Source organism: Halomonas sp. SS10-MC5 (assembly GCF_015992245.1).
Lineage (GTDB): Bacteria > Pseudomonadota > Gammaproteobacteria > Pseudomonadales > Halomonadaceae > Halomonas > Halomonas sulfidoxydans.
Genome location: NZ_CP065435.1, coordinates 2,955,951 through 2,970,301, shown reverse-complemented (window position 1 = coordinate 2,970,301; position 14,351 = coordinate 2,955,951). Strand labels below are relative to the sequence as shown.

Annotated in this window: 12 protein-coding genes and 1 tRNA gene; 4 read left to right on the top strand and 9 right to left on the bottom strand. The window is 67.9% G+C overall.

What is annotated here, in order from left to right; genetic code table 11:
- Nucleotides 1-257: 257 nt before the first annotated feature.
- Nucleotides 258-2,333, bottom strand: a complete 2,076-nt coding sequence (locus tag I4484_RS13845) for a carboxy terminal-processing peptidase (RefSeq protein WP_234283454.1) — start codon at nucleotides 2,331-2,333, stop codon at nucleotides 258-260.
- Nucleotides 2,334-2,461: 128 nt separating this feature from the next.
- Between I4484_RS13845 and I4484_RS13840 the strand changes: the two genes are divergently transcribed.
- Nucleotides 2,462-3,760: a M18 family aminopeptidase gene (locus I4484_RS13840; RefSeq protein WP_197447848.1), complete on the top strand. Its 1,299-nt coding sequence runs from the start codon at nucleotides 2,462-2,464 to the stop codon at nucleotides 3,758-3,760.
- A gap of 53 nt (nucleotides 3,761-3,813) precedes the next feature.
- On the opposite strand, the gene I4484_RS13835 is transcribed toward I4484_RS13840, so the two are convergent.
- The 8 genes from I4484_RS13835 to I4484_RS13800 all read right to left on the bottom strand — a co-directional run bounded on the left by I4484_RS13835 (nucleotide 3,814) and on the right by I4484_RS13800 (nucleotide 10,848).
- A tRNA-Met gene (locus I4484_RS13835) sits at nucleotides 3,814-3,890 on the bottom strand.
- 52 nt (nucleotides 3,891-3,942) lie between these two features.
- Complete coding sequence (gene ychF, locus I4484_RS13830; RefSeq protein ID WP_197447847.1) at nucleotides 3,943-5,034, bottom strand: redox-regulated ATPase YchF; 1,092 nt, start codon at nucleotides 5,032-5,034, stop codon at nucleotides 3,943-3,945.
- Between the two features lie 78 nt (nucleotides 5,035-5,112).
- On the bottom strand, nucleotides 5,113-5,694 hold the full coding sequence (gene pth, locus I4484_RS13825) for an aminoacyl-tRNA hydrolase (protein WP_197447846.1): 582 nt from the start codon (nucleotides 5,692-5,694) through the stop codon (nucleotides 5,113-5,115).
- Nucleotides 5,695-5,781: 87 nt separating this feature from the next.
- Nucleotides 5,782-6,423: a 50S ribosomal protein L25/general stress protein Ctc gene (locus tag I4484_RS13820; protein ID WP_197447845.1), complete on the bottom strand. Its 642-nt coding sequence runs from the start codon at nucleotides 6,421-6,423 to the stop codon at nucleotides 5,782-5,784.
- Nucleotides 6,424-6,534: 111 nt separating this feature from the next.
- The gene (locus I4484_RS13815; RefSeq protein WP_010629229.1) at nucleotides 6,535-7,476 is read right to left on the bottom strand and encodes a ribose-phosphate pyrophosphokinase; all 942 of its coding nucleotides are present in this window, start codon (nucleotides 7,474-7,476) and stop codon (nucleotides 6,535-6,537) included.
- A gap of 96 nt (nucleotides 7,477-7,572) precedes the next feature.
- Nucleotides 7,573-8,427: a 4-(cytidine 5'-diphospho)-2-C-methyl-D-erythritol kinase gene (gene ispE / locus I4484_RS13810; RefSeq protein WP_197447844.1), complete on the bottom strand. Its 855-nt coding sequence runs from the start codon at nucleotides 8,425-8,427 to the stop codon at nucleotides 7,573-7,575.
- A 16-nt stretch (nucleotides 8,428-8,443) separates the two neighbouring features.
- Nucleotides 8,444-9,064: a lipoprotein insertase outer membrane protein LolB gene (lolB, locus tag I4484_RS13805; protein WP_197447843.1), complete on the bottom strand. Its 621-nt coding sequence runs from the start codon at nucleotides 9,062-9,064 to the stop codon at nucleotides 8,444-8,446.
- Nucleotides 9,065-9,090: 26 nt separating this feature from the next.
- Complete coding sequence (locus I4484_RS13800) at nucleotides 9,091-10,848, bottom strand: tetratricopeptide repeat protein (protein ID WP_197447842.1); 1,758 nt, start codon at nucleotides 10,846-10,848, stop codon at nucleotides 9,091-9,093.
- A gap of 232 nt (nucleotides 10,849-11,080) precedes the next feature.
- On the opposite strand from I4484_RS13800, the gene hemA reads away from it, so the two are divergent.
- Genes hemA through prmC form a run of 3 tightly spaced genes read left to right on the top strand, consistent with a single transcriptional unit; the run spans nucleotide 11,081 to nucleotide 14,291 of the window.
- On the top strand, nucleotides 11,081-12,346 hold the full coding sequence (gene hemA, locus I4484_RS13795; RefSeq protein WP_197447841.1) for a glutamyl-tRNA reductase: 1,266 nt from the start codon (nucleotides 11,081-11,083) through the stop codon (nucleotides 12,344-12,346).
- An 11-nt stretch (nucleotides 12,347-12,357) separates the two neighbouring features.
- Nucleotides 12,358-13,446, top strand: coding sequence for a peptide chain release factor 1 (gene prfA / locus I4484_RS13790; RefSeq protein WP_197447840.1), 1,089 nt, complete (start codon nucleotides 12,358-12,360; stop codon nucleotides 13,444-13,446).
- Entirely contained in the window at nucleotides 13,446-14,291 is an 846-nt protein-coding gene (gene prmC / locus I4484_RS13785; RefSeq protein WP_197447839.1) for a peptide chain release factor N(5)-glutamine methyltransferase, read from the top strand. Before prfA ends, prmC begins: the two co-directional genes overlap by 1 nt.
- Nucleotides 14,292-14,351 lie beyond the last annotated feature (60 nt).

The following is a 14,351-nucleotide window of genomic DNA, read 5'->3' as shown; positions in this document are numbered from 1 at the left end:
GGCCATGGCTCGCCAGGCCGTTGCTACGGTCATTCTCGCCGATCCACTGACTTGCGCCATCAACGCAGCGTGGACGAAGCCGAGACAGGCATGCCGTATCGGGCTGATCCTAGCAGGGAAACGCAGGCGAATTGATGACGTATCTCATGGTCCGGCTGGGGTGGGGCTGCCTGAGGCGGCACCGAGGGGAGGGGGCGGCAACGCAACCTGGGCGCGGCGAGGGGCGGGCCCCGGGCGGGACCCGCCTCGAAGGGAGGTCAGTAGCGGCCGGCCAGGCGTCGTTCGGTCAACTCGGCGTAGTCGGCGAGAATGGCGGCGGCTTCGGTCACCTGGACTCGATCCACCGGCTCGTCGCGCTCCGTTTCCTCTTCTCCCGCTTCGCTGCGCGCATCGATCAGCTCGTCCAGCGGCTCCAGGCCCAAGGCCTTGCGGCGGCGATTCTCCAGCGCCAGCTGCTCGGCATCGCGGCTCTCCACCTCTCGCTGGCGTCGCTCACGATCCAGGCTGACGCTGGTGTGCTCTTCGCGCATGCGGCGTGCGAGCTCGACGCGCTCCTTCAGGTAGACGAAGTTGGGGTGGGACTCGGCCCGCTCGCGGTGCCGCGAACGCAGCGTCTCGAGATATTCCCATGGTTCGCCGTAGTGGCGGTACTGGACGGCCTGGACGGTGTCCCACGCGAGCGCGTTATCCAGGCTGCTCTCACCGATTCGCTCCGGGTCGACCATGTCGGGGAACAGGATGTCGGGCTCGACGCCGCGATTCTGGGTGCTCTCGCCCGAGATGCGGTAGAACTTGGCGCGGGTCAGCTTGATCTGGCCGTGGCTGAGGTCGTTCAGGGTCTGCACGGTGCCCTTGCCGAAGGTGGCGCTGCCCAGCACCAGGCCGCGGCCATAGTCCTGGATGGCGCCGGCGAAGATCTCCGAGGCCGAGGCCGACAGGCGGTTGACCAGCACGGCCAGCGGGCCGTCGTAAAGGGTGCCGGTCTCGGTGTCGCCATAGAGGCTGATGCGGCCACGCGCGTCGCGCACCTGCACGGTGGGGCCGCGATCGATGAACAGACCGAGCAGCGAATTGGCTTCCTGCAGCGCACCGCCGCCGTTGTTGCGCAGGTCGAGCATGATGCCGTCAACACCTTCGCCCTTGAGCCGCTCCACTTCGCGGGCCACGTCGCGCGTGGTGCTACGGAATTCCTCGGCGCCGGCCTGCCAGGCATCGAAGTCGACATAGAAGGTGGGGATGGTGATCACGCCGATGCGCTTGACGCCGTCGTCGCGCTCCACCTCGATGACCTCGCCATGCGCCGCCTGGTCCTCGAGGTCGACCGTGTCGCGGGTGATCTCGACGGTATGCGAGCGGGTCATGTCGACGGCTTCCGCCGGAACGACATCGAGGCGTACCACGGTCCCCTTGGGGCCGCGAATCAGGTCGACCACTTCGTCGAGGCGCATGCCGACGACGTTGACCGTCTTTTCCTCGTCTTCCTGGCCCACGCCGACGATGCGGTCGGCGGGTTCCAGCACGCCGGCACGGTCCGCGGGGCCGCCGGGCACCAGGCTGGTGACCTTCACGTACTCGCCGTCGGACTGCAGCATGGCGCCGATGCCCTCCAGCGACAGACGCATCTGAATGTCGAAGGATTCGCCCTGGCGCGGCGAGAGGTACTCGGTGTGCGGGTCGATGCTGCTGGTCACCGCGGCCATGAACAGGCCGAACACGTCCTCGCCGTTGGTCTGGCGCAGGCGAGTGAGCTGGCCCTCGTAGCGCTGGCGCAGGTTGTTCTCCACCTGCTCCTCGTCCTGGCCGCTGATGTCGAGGGTCAGGGCATCGTTCTTCAGGCGCTTGCGCCACAGCTCCTCGAGTTCCGCCTCGCTGGTGGCCCAGTCGGCATCGCGACGGTCGAGATCGAGCCGCATGTCGGTCTCGTAGGTGAAGTTCAGCCCTTCGTCGAGGGTGTCGAGCAGCCACTCGAAGCGGTTTTCCGCACGGTCGTGATAGCGTTGGTAGAGCTGGTAGGCGGGCTCGAGCTCGCCCTCGAAGAGCATGTCGTCGATGCGTGTCTCGAGGTGGCGAAACTCCTCGACGTCGCTTTCGAGCAGGAAGGCGCGCTGGCCATCCAGGATGTCGAGATAGCGTTCGAAGGCCAGTCGCGACCAGTCGTCATCGATGGCGGTGTCGGCGTAGTGGCCATAGCGCAGCGATTCGGCTACCTCGACGGCGGCCTGGCGCTGCTCTTCACCCGGCTGGATCTGGGCTGCAAGCGCCAGTTGAGCACACCACGACAGCAGCGCCAGCGTCAGGACCGCTGTGCGCCGAATAACGACTAACTGGCTCATCGATGAAGCACCCCTGGTTTCGTGTACACTTCCTTCCCTAGACAAGCGTATGCCCTGTGAGTTGCCAAAGGCAGACATCGCATTGTAGCAGCTCTCGCGTCAACCTTAGACCCCTGATGAGGATCCTCATGTCTCGGGAAGCCCGCCTCGAGCGCCTGCTCGACTTTCTGTACCGTTCCCCCACGCCCTGGCATGCCGTCGCCGCCATGGCCGAGCGTCTCGAAGCCGCCGGCTTTCGCCGGCTCGACGAGAGCCAGGCCTGGCAGCTGTCTGCCGGTGAGCGGGCCTACGTCACGCGCAACGACTCGTCCATCGTGGCGCTGCAGCTGCCCCGAGCTGGGCTCGAGGCGCTGCGCATGATCGGTGCCCATACCGACAGCCCCGGGCTGCGCCTGAAACCGCAGGCTGCCCAGACGTCTGCCGGCTGGCTGCAGCTCGGCATCGAACTCTATGGCGGCGTGCTGCTGGCGCCCTGGTACGATCGTGACCTGGGCCTGGCCGGCCGCGTCCACGTGCGTCACCCCGACGGCCGCATCGAGGGCGTGCTGCTCCACGTGGAGCGGCCGGTCGCCATCATCCCCAGCCTGGCCATCCACCTCGATCGCGAGGTCAACGCCGGACGCGCGATCAACGCCCAGACCCAGATGCCGCCGGTGTTCCTGCAGGGTGGGGAGAAGGCCGACCTGCAGCGCCTGCTGCTCGAGTGGCTGGAGGCGCAGCATGGCATCACGGGGGCCGAGATCCTCGACTTCGAGCTGGCGCTGCATGACGTGCAGCCGCCGGCCCTGGTCGGCGTCGAGCGCGAGCTGGTGGCCAGTGCGCGCCTCGACAACCTGCTCTCCTGCTTCATCGGCCTGGAGGCGCTGCTGGAGAGCGACGGCAGCCAGGGCGTGGTGCTGGTCGCCAACGACCACGAGGAGGTCGGCAGCGCCAGCGCCTGCGGCGCCCAGGGGCCGTTCCTCGGCGACGTGCTGCGCCGGGTCAATGCCCAGCTCGGCGAACCGGGCGACGAGGGCTTCATTCGCCTGATCCAGGCCTCGCGCATGATCTCCTGCGACAACGCCCACGCCCTGCATCCCAACTTCCCCGACAAGCACGATGCCGCCCATGGGCCGGCGCTCAACGGGGGGCCGGTGATCAAGGTCAACGCCAACCAGCGCTATGCCACCAACAGTGCCACGGCGGCGCTGTTCCGCGACGTCTGCCGCGAGGCCGAGGTGCCGGTGCAGACCTTCGTCACCCGTGCCGACATGGGCTGCGGTAGCACCATTGGCCCGATCACCGCCACCGAGCTCGGCGTGCCGACGCTGGACGTGGGCGTGCCGCAGTGGGCCATGCACTCGATCCGCGAGACGGCGGGCAGCCATGACGTCGAGCATCTGATCCGGGCGCTGATCGCCTTCGCCAACCGCCCGCGGCTGGCCTGAGTTGCCACCACGAAAAACCCGGCGCCAGAAGGCGCCGGGTTTTTTTCGATCTCTGGTGGCTACGCCCTGACTCGAACAGGGGACCCCATCATTATGAGTGATGTGCTCTAACCAACTGAGCTACGTAGCCAATCGACGGAGGCGAAGTCTACGGATTCACTCCCGTCAGGTCAAGCTTGTGGTTACACATTGAAGCGGAAGTGGATCACGTCGCCGTCCTGCACGACGTACTCCTTGCCTTCGAGGCGCCACTTGCCGGCGTCCTTGGCGCCCTGTTCGCCGCCCAGGGCGACGAAGTCGTCATAGGCGATGACCTCGGCGCGGATGAAGCCCTTCTGGAAGTCGGTATGAATCACGCCGGCAGCTTCGGGGGCGGTGGCACCGACCTTGACGGTCCAGGCGCGCACCTCCTTGACGCCCGCGGTGAAGTAGGTCTGCAGGCCGAGCAGCTTGTAGCCGGCGCGGATCACGCGGTCGAGACCGGGCTCCTCCATGCCCATCTCGCCGAGGAACATGGCGCGCTCGTCGTCGTCGAGTTCGGCGATCTCGGCCTCGAGCTGGTTGCACACCGGCACCACCACGGCGCCCTCCTCGGCGGCGATCTCGTTGACGACATCGAGGTAGGGATTGTTCTCGAAGCCGTCCTCGTTGACGTTGGCGATGTACATCGTCGGCTTGAGCGTGAGGAAGCCGAAGCTCTTGAGCTGGCGCTTCTCATCGTCGTCGAGGCCTGCGCTTCTCAGCGGCTGGCCTTCGGCCAGGTGCGGCTGGATGCGGTCGAGAATCGCCTTGGTGGCGATGGCCTCCTTGTCGCCGCCCTTGACCACGCGAACCAGGCGCTGGATGGCGCGCTCGACGGTGTCGAGGTCGGCCAGCGCCAGTTCCAGGTTGATGGTCTCGATGTCGGCGCGCGGGTCGACCTGGTTGGCCACGTGGATCACGTTGTCGTTGTCGAAGCAGCGCACCACGTGGGCGATGGCCTGGGTCTCGCGGATGTTGGCCAGGAACTGGTTGCCGAGCCCCTCGCCCTTGGAAGCGCCCGCCACCAGGCCGGCGATATCGACGAATTCCATGGTGGTGGGGAGCACCTTCTGGGGCTTCACGATCTCGGCCAGCCTGTCCAGCCGCGGGTCGGGCATCGGCACGATGCCGACGTTGGGCTCGATAGTGCAGAAGGGGAAGTTCTCGGCATCGATGCCGGACTTGGTCAGGGCGTTGAAGAGGGTCGACTTGCCCACATTGGGCAGGCCGACGATACCGCAGTTGAAACCCATGGGAGTGTCCTGGAGAGCGTGTGAGAAATTGGCGGCCATTCTACCGTTGCTATGAGCGGTGAGCTACGGCGAAGCCTTTCAGGGCTTGAAGCTATGCAGGCGGTTCATCGCCTGGGCCCACTTGCCGGTTACGACCAGGGGCAGCGTCGCCAGGCACTCGTCGAGGGCCGCGCCGATGGCTTCGAGCTCCGCCTTGCCGGGGCGCCCCAGCACGTAGTTGGTCACCTGGCGTGAATCGCCGGGGTGGCCGATGCCGATGCGTAGCCGGCCGAACGCCTTGTCGCCCAGCGCGCTGATGATGTCGCGCAGGCCGTTGTGGCCGCCGTGGCCACCGCCCTGCTTGTAGCGGGCGCTGCCGGGGGGGAGATCGAGCTCGTCGTGGGCCACCAGCAGCTCGCCGGGGGCGATCTTGTAGAACTGGCACAGCGCGGCGACGGCGCCGCCGCTGCGATTCATGAAGGTGGTGGGCTCGAGCAGGTGCAGCTCCTGGCCGTCGAGCAGGACCTTGGCGTAAAGGCCGAGGAACTTCTTCTCCGGGCGCAGCTCGGTACCGGCCTGGCGGGCCAGGATCTCCACCAGCCAGGCGCCGGCGTTGTGGCGAGTGGCGGCGTAGTTGTCGCCGGGGTTGCCCAGCCCGATGATGGCCTTGACCTGGGACATGCGGGGCCTCCAAACAAAAACAAGCGCCGCAGCGCTTGATCGGATGGGGAGGGGGCCGCCCGCTGGCGGCCCCCGACGGCAGCGCGATTACTCGGCGTTGCCTTCGCCTTCCTCGCCTTCACCCTCGCCTTCGTCGGCCTCGCTGCGGCCCTTCGGCTTGGTGATGCTCAGCACGGCGTTGTCGTGGTCCGCGCCGTGAGTCAGCTCGACCAGGGTGACGCCGGCCGGCAGCTTGAGGTCGGAGAGGTGCAGGGTGGTGCCCATCTCGACATCGCTGATGTCGACCTCGAGGAAGTCCGGCAGATCCTTCGGCAGGCAGCTGATCTGGACTTCGTTGGAGAGTACGTGCAGCTCGCCGCCCTGGTCCTTGATGCCCTTGGACTTCTCCTCGCCCACGACGTGCAGCGGCACGTTGATGGTGATCTCGTGGGTGGCGTCCACGCGCAGGAAGTCGGCGTGGGTGACCAGCGGCTTGTACGGATGACGCTGCAGGTCACGTACCACGACCTGCTCCTTCTTGCCGTCGATGATCAGGTTGAGTACCGAGGAGAAGAAGGACTCGTCCTCGATGGCCTTGTAGAACGCGGCCTTCTCGACGGAGATCGGCTGGGGGGCCTTCTCGCCACCGTAGACGATGGCGGGCACCTCGAGGTTCGCACGACGCAGGCGGCGGCTCGCACCTTTCCCCAGGTCGTTACGAACGCTGGCATTGAGTGTGAAATCGGACATGATGTTGCCTCTTGCTGAAAGTAAGGGAGACGTGCAACCCGCGACCTGATCGCGACGTTCCCGAAAACCCCCGTGGGGGTGCTGCTCCGGCGCCTGCTCCGAGTGAAAGACTCAGTGGAACATGGCGCTGACGGATTCCTCGTTGCTGACGCGGCGGATCGCCTCGGCGATGAGGCCGGCCACGCTCAGCTGGCGAATCTTGCCGCTGCGACGGGCGACGTCGGACAGCGGAATGGTATCGGTGACCACCACCTCGTCGAGTACCGAGCCGGTGATGTTCTCCACCGCCGGACCCGACAGGATCGGGTGGGTGGCGTAGGCCACCACGCGGCGCGCGCCATGGTCCTTCAGTGCGTCGCCGGCCTTGCACAGGGTGCCGGCGGTATCGATCATGTCGTCCACCACCACGCAGGTGCGGTTCTCGATCTCGCCGATGATGTGCATCACCTGGGCCTGGTTGGCCTGGGGGCGGCGCTTGTCGATGATGGCGAGATCGGCATTGAGCTGCTTGGCGATGGCGCGGGCGCGGACCACGCCGCCCACGTCGGGCGATACCACCACCAGGTCGTCGTAGTTCTGGCGCTCGATGTCGTCGAGCAGGATCGGCGAGCCGTAGACGTTGTCCACCGGCACGTCGAAGAAACCCTGGATCTGATCGGCATGCAGATCCATGGTCATGACCCGGTCGACGCCGGCCTTGACCATCATGTCGGCCACCACCTTGGCTGAGATCGGCACCCGGGCGGAGCGCACCCGGCGGTCCTGGCGGGCGTAGCCGAAGTAGGGCACCACGGCGGTGATGCGAGTGGCCGAAGCCCGGCGCAGCGCGTCAACCATCAGGATCAGCTCCATCAGGTTGTCGTTGGTCGGGGCGCAGGTGGACTGCAGGATGAACACGTCCTTGCCGCGAACGTTCTCGTTGATCTCGACCGCGATCTCGCCATCGCTGAACTGCCCGACCGTGGCATTCCCCATGCGAGTATCGAGACTCTCGGCGATCTTCTGGGCGAGTTCGGGATTGGCATTCCCGGCAAAAACCATCAATTTTGACACGCGCATCCACCTATGCAGTGTTGGGGAGCTCTGTTGACGATGAGCCAGGTTGCCGCAAGCGACGCCACCGCGCTTCGGGTCGGGCGCTCGCTGGCATCATGGCCGTCGACCTAGAGCAGCATGTAGCGGGGAGAGATTCAGGCCGCGGGCAGTGAAAGCAGTATAGCGGCCCGGCAGGTCGGCCAATAGACGCTTCGCCTCGGCGTCTGAATCGAACCAGGCGAAGACACAGGCCCCGGTTCCCGTCAGCATGGCGGGAGCTCGGCGGCCAAGCCAGTCGAGCGCTTCGGCGACCTGCGGATAGAGTGACCGGACCGTCGGCTCGCAGTCGTTGTGCCAGCTGGGCGCTCCCCCCTGCAGTGCGCGCGCCATGGTAATCGGGGCCGTGTTACGTGTCAATTGCGCCGCCCCGAACACCGCGGCGGTGGCGACCTCGATGCCGGGGTGTACGACCACGAACCAGGGGGTGTCGAGCGTCACCGGCGTGAGCCGCTCGCCCACGCCTTCGGCCCAGGCGGCGTGACCGCGCACGAACACCGGCACGTCCGCGCCGAGCTGCAGGCCGAGCTCCGCCAGCCGGTCGAGCGTGAGGTCGAGCTGCCAGAGCCGGTCGAGGCCGAGCAGCGTGGTGGCGGCGTCGCTGCTGCCGCCGCCCAGGCCGCCCCCCATGGGCAGGCGCTTGGTCAGGTGAATGTCGGCGCCAAGCCGACAGCCGGTTTCGTCCTGCAGCAGGCGAGCGGCGCGCACGATCAGGTTGTCACTGTCGGGCACGCCCGACAGGCCGGGTGCCAAGCGAATCACGCCATCCCTCCTTGGCCGCAAGCACAGCTCGTCGCCATGGTCGAGGAACTGGAACAGCGTCTGCAGCTCGTGATAGCCATCGGGCCGGCGGCCAGTAATGTGCAGCATGCGGTTGAGCTTGGCCGGCGCCGGCAATACGAGCTCTTTCATCGGTTCCGTCATCGCCTCACTCGTCGATCACGGGACGCCACTCCGTGACCACCAGCGTCACGCGCAGGTCGTCATATTCCATGACCAGGCGGCGCGGCAACCACAGCGACTCGACCTGGGTCCAGTCGCGATAGACGATCTGCCACCCATCCTGCTCGAGCTGCTGCGGGAAGCCGCGCTCGTCCTGCTGCAGCTGGTAACGGCTGTGGTCGGCGGGCAGGCCGCGAATCCAGTCGGCCAGGGAGCTGACCGGCAGCGACCAGCCGAGCTGCTGCTGCATCAGCGCCTCGGGCGTCGCGGCTTCGAAGCGCCCCTCGGCGTTAGTCAACGAGAAGCGACCTTCGCGGCCCTCCAACAGGTTGCGGCCGCTGCCGAAGGGGCCGCTGATCAGCATGCGGTAGTAGTGCGGATGCTGGCTCCAGTCGAGGTTGGCGCTGGTCGTCTCCTGGGGGGTGCGCAGGCCGGCCTTGCCAACCAGCGTCCAGGTGTTCAGTTCCTCCAGGCGCTCCTGCTGGGCCGTCCACTGGTCGGCCGTGCGCTCACCGTCCGGCGCCGCGCCAGGCGTGGCGCAGCCGGCCAGCAGCGCCAGGGCAAGGCTCGCGGCGAGCCCGCGTATCGCAGAAATGGGGCGTCTCATGGCATCGTCTCGTTGACAGTGGATGATCAGGGGGCCAGCTCGGGAACGCGCTCGAGGAGCGCGTCGATCAGCGGATGTTCGTCGTGCTGGCGCAGTGCCTGTTCCACGACGCGTCGCGCCTCTTCCCGGCGATCGAGGGTCCACAGCACCTCGGCCAGGTGGGCGGCGATCTCCTGGTCGGGCATGCTGGCGTAGGCGCGCTCCAGCCAGGCCAGGGCACGTTCGGGGTCGCCTAGCCGATAGTGGACCCAGCCCAGGCTGTCCATGATCGCCGGGCTGCCGGGTTCGAGCGCATGGGCACGCTCGATCAGTTCACGGGCCTCCTCCAGGCGCTCGGCGTCGTTGATATCGGCCAGGGTATAACCCAGGGCATTGAGGGCGGAGGCATTCTCCGGATTGGCCTCGATGATGCGTCCCAGGTCGCGCTCCATGCCCTCGAAGTCACCGTGTTCCCAGGCGCGCATGGCGCGCAGATAGAGCAGCGGCTCGTCGTTGGGCGTACGCGAGAGCTCGCGGTCGAGCAGGGCGTCGGCGTCGTCCTGCCGGCCGACTTCGTCGAGCAGTTCCACCTCGAGGGCGACCAGTTCGCTGAAGTGCGATTCATGGCGCAGGCGCTCGATGCGCAGGAAGGCCCGGGCGTCGAGCAGGCGCTCGTCCGCGATCAGCATCTGGGCCGCTCGCAGGCGGGCGCGCAGGAAATCGCCGCCGGGAGCCACCTGGCGATAGTAGAGAAGGGCGTTGTCGATCTCGCCCTCTTCCTCGGCGATGGTGCCCATCAGGTAGAAGGCGGCGGGAGGTGGCTCGTCGCTGCTGACCAACGGCAGCAGCAGGCGGCGGGCCGCGTCCAGGTGGCCACCCTCCAGATAGAGGCGGGCCAGCGAGAGGTGCAGCTCCTGGTTGCCGACGTGCTCTTCCATCAGCGTCGAGGTGTGCTGCTCGGCGGCGGCGACGTTACCGAGCATCAGCTCGGCCTGCGCCAGAAGCAGCTGGAAGCGCGGGTCGCCGGGCGAGACCTCCAGGCCGCGGCGTGCCGCCTCGCGTGCCTGGCGCGGGCTGTCGGCCTCCAACGCCAACTGGGCACGGGTGAGCCACAGGGCGGGCAGCTCCGAGTGATTGCGCTCGAGCAGGCTCAGGCGCCGCTCGGCCTGCTGGCGCTGGCCCGTGGCCGCCTCGAGCGTGGCCATGGCCAGCACGGCATCGTGATAGTGCGGGTGGGTGTCGACGCCGGTACGCTCGAGATATTCTCGCAGCCGTTCGCGCAGGGGAAGCGGATCGGCGCCGGCCTCGAGCGCCAGCTCGGCGAACAGCGTCAGCTCGGCATGCTGTCCCTGCTCGGCCAGCGCCAGGCGCCGCTCGAGGGCCTGGTCCCAGTCGCCGCGCTGCAGGGCCAGCCCGGCGAGCAGACGCAGCGGTGCCTCCGCGAGCGGGTCGAGCTGATGCCAGGCGTTGACCGCCTGCTCGAGCAGCAGGACGTCGTTGCTGAAGCGCGCCGCCAGCGTGCCGCGCTCCGCCAGTTGCGCGACCCCGTAGCGTTCGGCCATGGCCAGGTAACCCAGCGTGGCACGCCGATAGTCGCCGCGCTGCCCGGCGAACTCGGCCGTCAGCAGCGTCGCCAGCCCCTCTGCATCCAGCCCGTGCTCGATGGGCGGGGCGGAGGCCATGGGGTCTTCTTCTAGCGTGGTAGCCAAAGGGGAGGAGGCCAGGCCCTGGCAACCGCCCAGCAGAACGGTCAGGCCAAGCACTGCCAGTCCATGGCGCGAGGAGCGTATCAGCGTCGAGGGCATGCGTATCTCATCCGGTGTCCCGAGGTGCCAGCATACCGGCTAGCAGCCGATGGGCAAAGGGATCGCTGCGTCGGCGCCATCGCCATGGGAGTGCACCCGCCTTGTCGTGCGTCAAGGGCAGGAGCCGTGCGCCTGGCGCCGATATCCGAAGGCTGTGATAGAATGCAGCGCCGCAGAGACGGTTTTTTCATTTACGGTGCCGCCGGCCGACATCACCGAAGACGCTTAACGCATGACGCTCCTTGCCCTTGGAATCAACCATAGGACGGCCACTGTCGCGGTGCGCGAGCGGGTCGCCTTCACCCCCGCCCAACTCGAGTCGGCATTGACCGAGCTGCGCCATCTGCCTCAGGTGCATGAAGCGGCGGTGCTCTCGACCTGCAACCGTACGGAGCTCTACTGCGTCACCGAGCCGAGCGGCGAGCGCGCCATCCTCGACTGGTTGAGCCACTTCCACGGGCTGGCGCTCGATGAGCTCACGCCCTGCGCCTACCATTACCTGGGCAATGACGCCGCGCGGCACCTGATGCGCGTCGCGGTGGGGCTGGACTCCATGGTGCTGGGCGAGCCGCAGATTCTCGGCCAGCTCAAGGAGGCCTATCAGTCGGCGCGCCAGGCGAGCGGGCTGGGCGGCGAGCTGGAGCTGCTGTTCCAGCACACCTTTGCCGTGGCCAAGCAGGTGCGGACACGTACCGGCATCGGCCAGAACCCGGTCTCGGTGGCCTATGCCGCGGTGAGCCTGGCCAGCCGCATCTTCGATGACTTCAGTCGTTCCCGGGCGTTGCTGATCGGCGCCGGAGAGACCATCGAGCTGGTCGCCCGCCACCTGCGCGAGGCCGGCGTGCGCAACATGATCGTGGCCAACCGCACGCGCGAACGTGCCGAGCTGCTGGCCGGCGAGTTCAATGCCGAGGCGATCTCGCTCAACGAGATCCCCGAGGCCCTGGCCCGCGCGGACATCGTCATCTCCTCCACCGCTGCGCCGCTGCCGATCCTGGGCAAGGGCATGGCGGAGCGGGCCTTGAAGAAGCGCCGCCACCGGCCGATCTTCATGGTCGACATCGCCGTGCCGCGCGACATCGAGCCCGAGGTCGGCGACCTGGACGACATCTTTCTCTATACCGTCGACGACCTCAACGAGGTGATCCAGGAGAACCGCCGGCATCGCCAGGCGGCCGCCGATCAGGCGGAGGCGCTGATCGAGCATGGCGTGCACGTCTGGCTGCACGAGCGGCGCGTCCGCGGCAGCGGGGAGCTGATTCGGCGCTACCGCGACCAGGCGGCCGAGCTGCGCGAGCATTCCGAGCGTCAGGCGCTGGCCAGGCTGGCACGCGGCGAGGACCCCGAGGAGGTGATCCGCCTGCTGGCCCATCAGCTCACCAATCGCCTGCTGCACCGCCCCACCGTGGCCCTGCGCGAGGCGTCGGGCGGCGAGCGACGCGACCTGCTCAGCGCCGCCGAGGCGCTGCTGCTGGATTCCACATCAACGAAACCCTGACAGGACACGCCATGAAAGCGACCCTGCGCCAGCGTCTCGATGGCTTCGTCGAGCGCTTCGAGGAGCTCGCCGCCCTGCTGGCGGAGCCCGAGGTGATCAGCGATCAGCCTCGTTTCCGCGATTATTCCCGCGAGTACGCCGAGCTCGAGCCCCTGGTCGAGGCCTGGCGCGACTACCGGGCGGTCGAGAGCGACCTGGAGGACGCCGCGCTGCTGGCCGACGACAGCGACGCCGAGATGCGCGAGCTGGCGCAGCTGGAGCTGGAAGAGGGGCGGCGACGGCTGGAGGTGCTGGAGGTACGGCTCAAGCAGCTGCTGGTGCCGCGCGACCCGGACGATGGTCGCAACGTCTTCCTCGAGATACGTGCCGGCACCGGCGGCGACGAAGCGGCGCTGTTCGCCGGCGACCTGTTCCGCATGTACTCGCGCTATGCCGAAAAGCGGGGCTGGAAGGTCGAGGTGATCAGCGCCAGCCACGGCGAGCAGGGTGGCTACAAGGAGCTCATCTCGCGGGTCAAGGGCGAAGGGGTCTATGCCCGGCTCAAGTTCGAATCCGGCGCCCACCGTGTCCAGCGCGTGCCGGCCACGGAGTCCCAGGGGCGCATCCACACCTCCGCCTGTACCGTGGCGGTGATGCCGGAGGCCGACGAGGTGGGCGACGTCGACATTAATCCCGCCGACCTGCGCGTCGACACCTTCCGCTCCAGCGGCGCCGGCGGCCAGCACGTCAACACCACCGACTCGGCGATCCGCATCACCCACCTGCCGAGCGGCGTGGTGGTGGAGTGCCAGGAGGAGCGCAGCCAGCACAAGAACCGGGCCAAGGCGATGTCGCTGCTGGCCGCACGGCTGAAGCAGAGCGCGCTGGAGAGCCGCCAGCGCGAGCAGGCCGACACGCGCCGCAGCCTGGTGGGGTCGGGGGATCGCAGCGAGCGCATCCGCACCTACAACTTCCCCCAGGGCCGGCTGACCGACCATCGCATCAATCTCACCCTCTACAAGCTCGGCGAGGTGATGTCCGGCGAACTCGACGAGGTCCTCGACCCGCTGATCCACGAGCATCAGGCCGAGCAACTGGCGGCACTGCAGCGGGAAGCCTGATGCGGCTCGACGTGCTGTTGGCGCGGGCCGCCGAGCGCCTGGCGCGAGCGGGGTCGCCCAGCCCGCGGCTCGACGCCGAGGTGCTGCTGTGCCATGTGCTGGGGGTCGAACGCACGTGGCTCTATACCTGGGGCGACCGCCCGGCGGCGACCTACGCGCGGGCCCGCTTCGAGGCTCTGGTGGCGGCGCGCGCAGCGGGCCACCCCGTGGCCTACCTGACCGGCGAGCGTGAGTTCTGGGGGCTTGCCCTGGCCACCTCGCGGCATACCCTGATTCCGCGGCCCGATACCGAGACCCTGGTGGAGGTGCTGCTAGAGCTAGCCCCCGAGCCCGCGGGCCGCCTGCTCGACCTGGGCACCGGCACCGGCGCCATCGCGCTGGCCTTCGCCAGCGAGCGCCCCGGGTGGGAGACGCTCGGCGTCGACCGGGTGCCCGAGGCGGTGGCGCTGGCCGAGTCCAATGCCGGCCGGCTGGGCATCGCCAACGCGCGCTTCCTGCTCAGCGACTGGTTCGCTGCCCTGTCCGGGGAGCGCTTCACCCTGATCGCGGCGAACCCCCCCTATATCGATGCCGGGGATCCGCACCTGGCGCAGGGCGACGTGCGCTTCGAGCCCAGCAGCGCCCTGGTTGCGGCGGAGGACGGGCTGGCCGACCTGCGCCACCTCGCCGAGCAGGGCATGGGGCATCTGCTGGCGGGGGGCTGGCTCGTGCTGGAGCACGGCCATGGCCAGGCCGCCGCCGTTCGCGGCCTGCTGGAGGCCGGTGGCTATGTCGCGGTGGCCAGCCGACGGGACCTGGGAGGGTGGGAGCGGGTCACGTTCGGCCGGCGGCCCTGCCAGCGTTGAGGAGGCGTATTGGAGGGCGGGTGGCCGCTGTGGTACATCTGTTCAGGAAATAATTCCAAA

Excerpts from the sequence above, each read along its gene's own strand:
- I4484_RS13845 (WP_234283454.1), bottom strand. The coding sequence starts at position 2,333 with ATGAGCCAGTTAGTCGTTATTCGGCGCACAGCGGTCCTGACGCTGGCG.
- I4484_RS13840 (WP_197447848.1), top strand. The coding sequence starts at position 2,462 with ATGTCTCGGGAAGCCCGCCTCGAGCGCCTGCTCGACTTTCTGTACCGT.
- ychF (WP_197447847.1), bottom strand. The coding sequence starts at position 5,034 with ATGGGTTTCAACTGCGGTATCGTCGGCCTGCCCAATGTGGGCAAGTCG.
- pth (WP_197447846.1), bottom strand. The coding sequence starts at position 5,694 with ATGTCCCAGGTCAAGGCCATCATCGGGCTGGGCAACCCCGGCGACAAC.
- I4484_RS13820 (WP_197447845.1), bottom strand. The coding sequence starts at position 6,423 with ATGTCCGATTTCACACTCAATGCCAGCGTTCGTAACGACCTGGGGAAA.
- ispE (WP_197447844.1), bottom strand. The coding sequence starts at position 8,427 with ATGAAAGAGCTCGTATTGCCGGCGCCGGCCAAGCTCAACCGCATGCTG.
- lolB (WP_197447843.1), bottom strand. The coding sequence starts at position 9,064 with ATGAGACGCCCCATTTCTGCGATACGCGGGCTCGCCGCGAGCCTTGCC.
- I4484_RS13800 (WP_197447842.1), bottom strand. The coding sequence starts at position 10,848 with ATGCCCTCGACGCTGATACGCTCCTCGCGCCATGGACTGGCAGTGCTT.
- hemA (WP_197447841.1), top strand. The coding sequence starts at position 11,081 with ATGACGCTCCTTGCCCTTGGAATCAACCATAGGACGGCCACTGTCGCG.
- prfA (WP_197447840.1), top strand. The coding sequence starts at position 12,358 with ATGAAAGCGACCCTGCGCCAGCGTCTCGATGGCTTCGTCGAGCGCTTC.
- prmC (WP_197447839.1), top strand. The coding sequence starts at position 13,446 with ATGCGGCTCGACGTGCTGTTGGCGCGGGCCGCCGAGCGCCTGGCGCGA.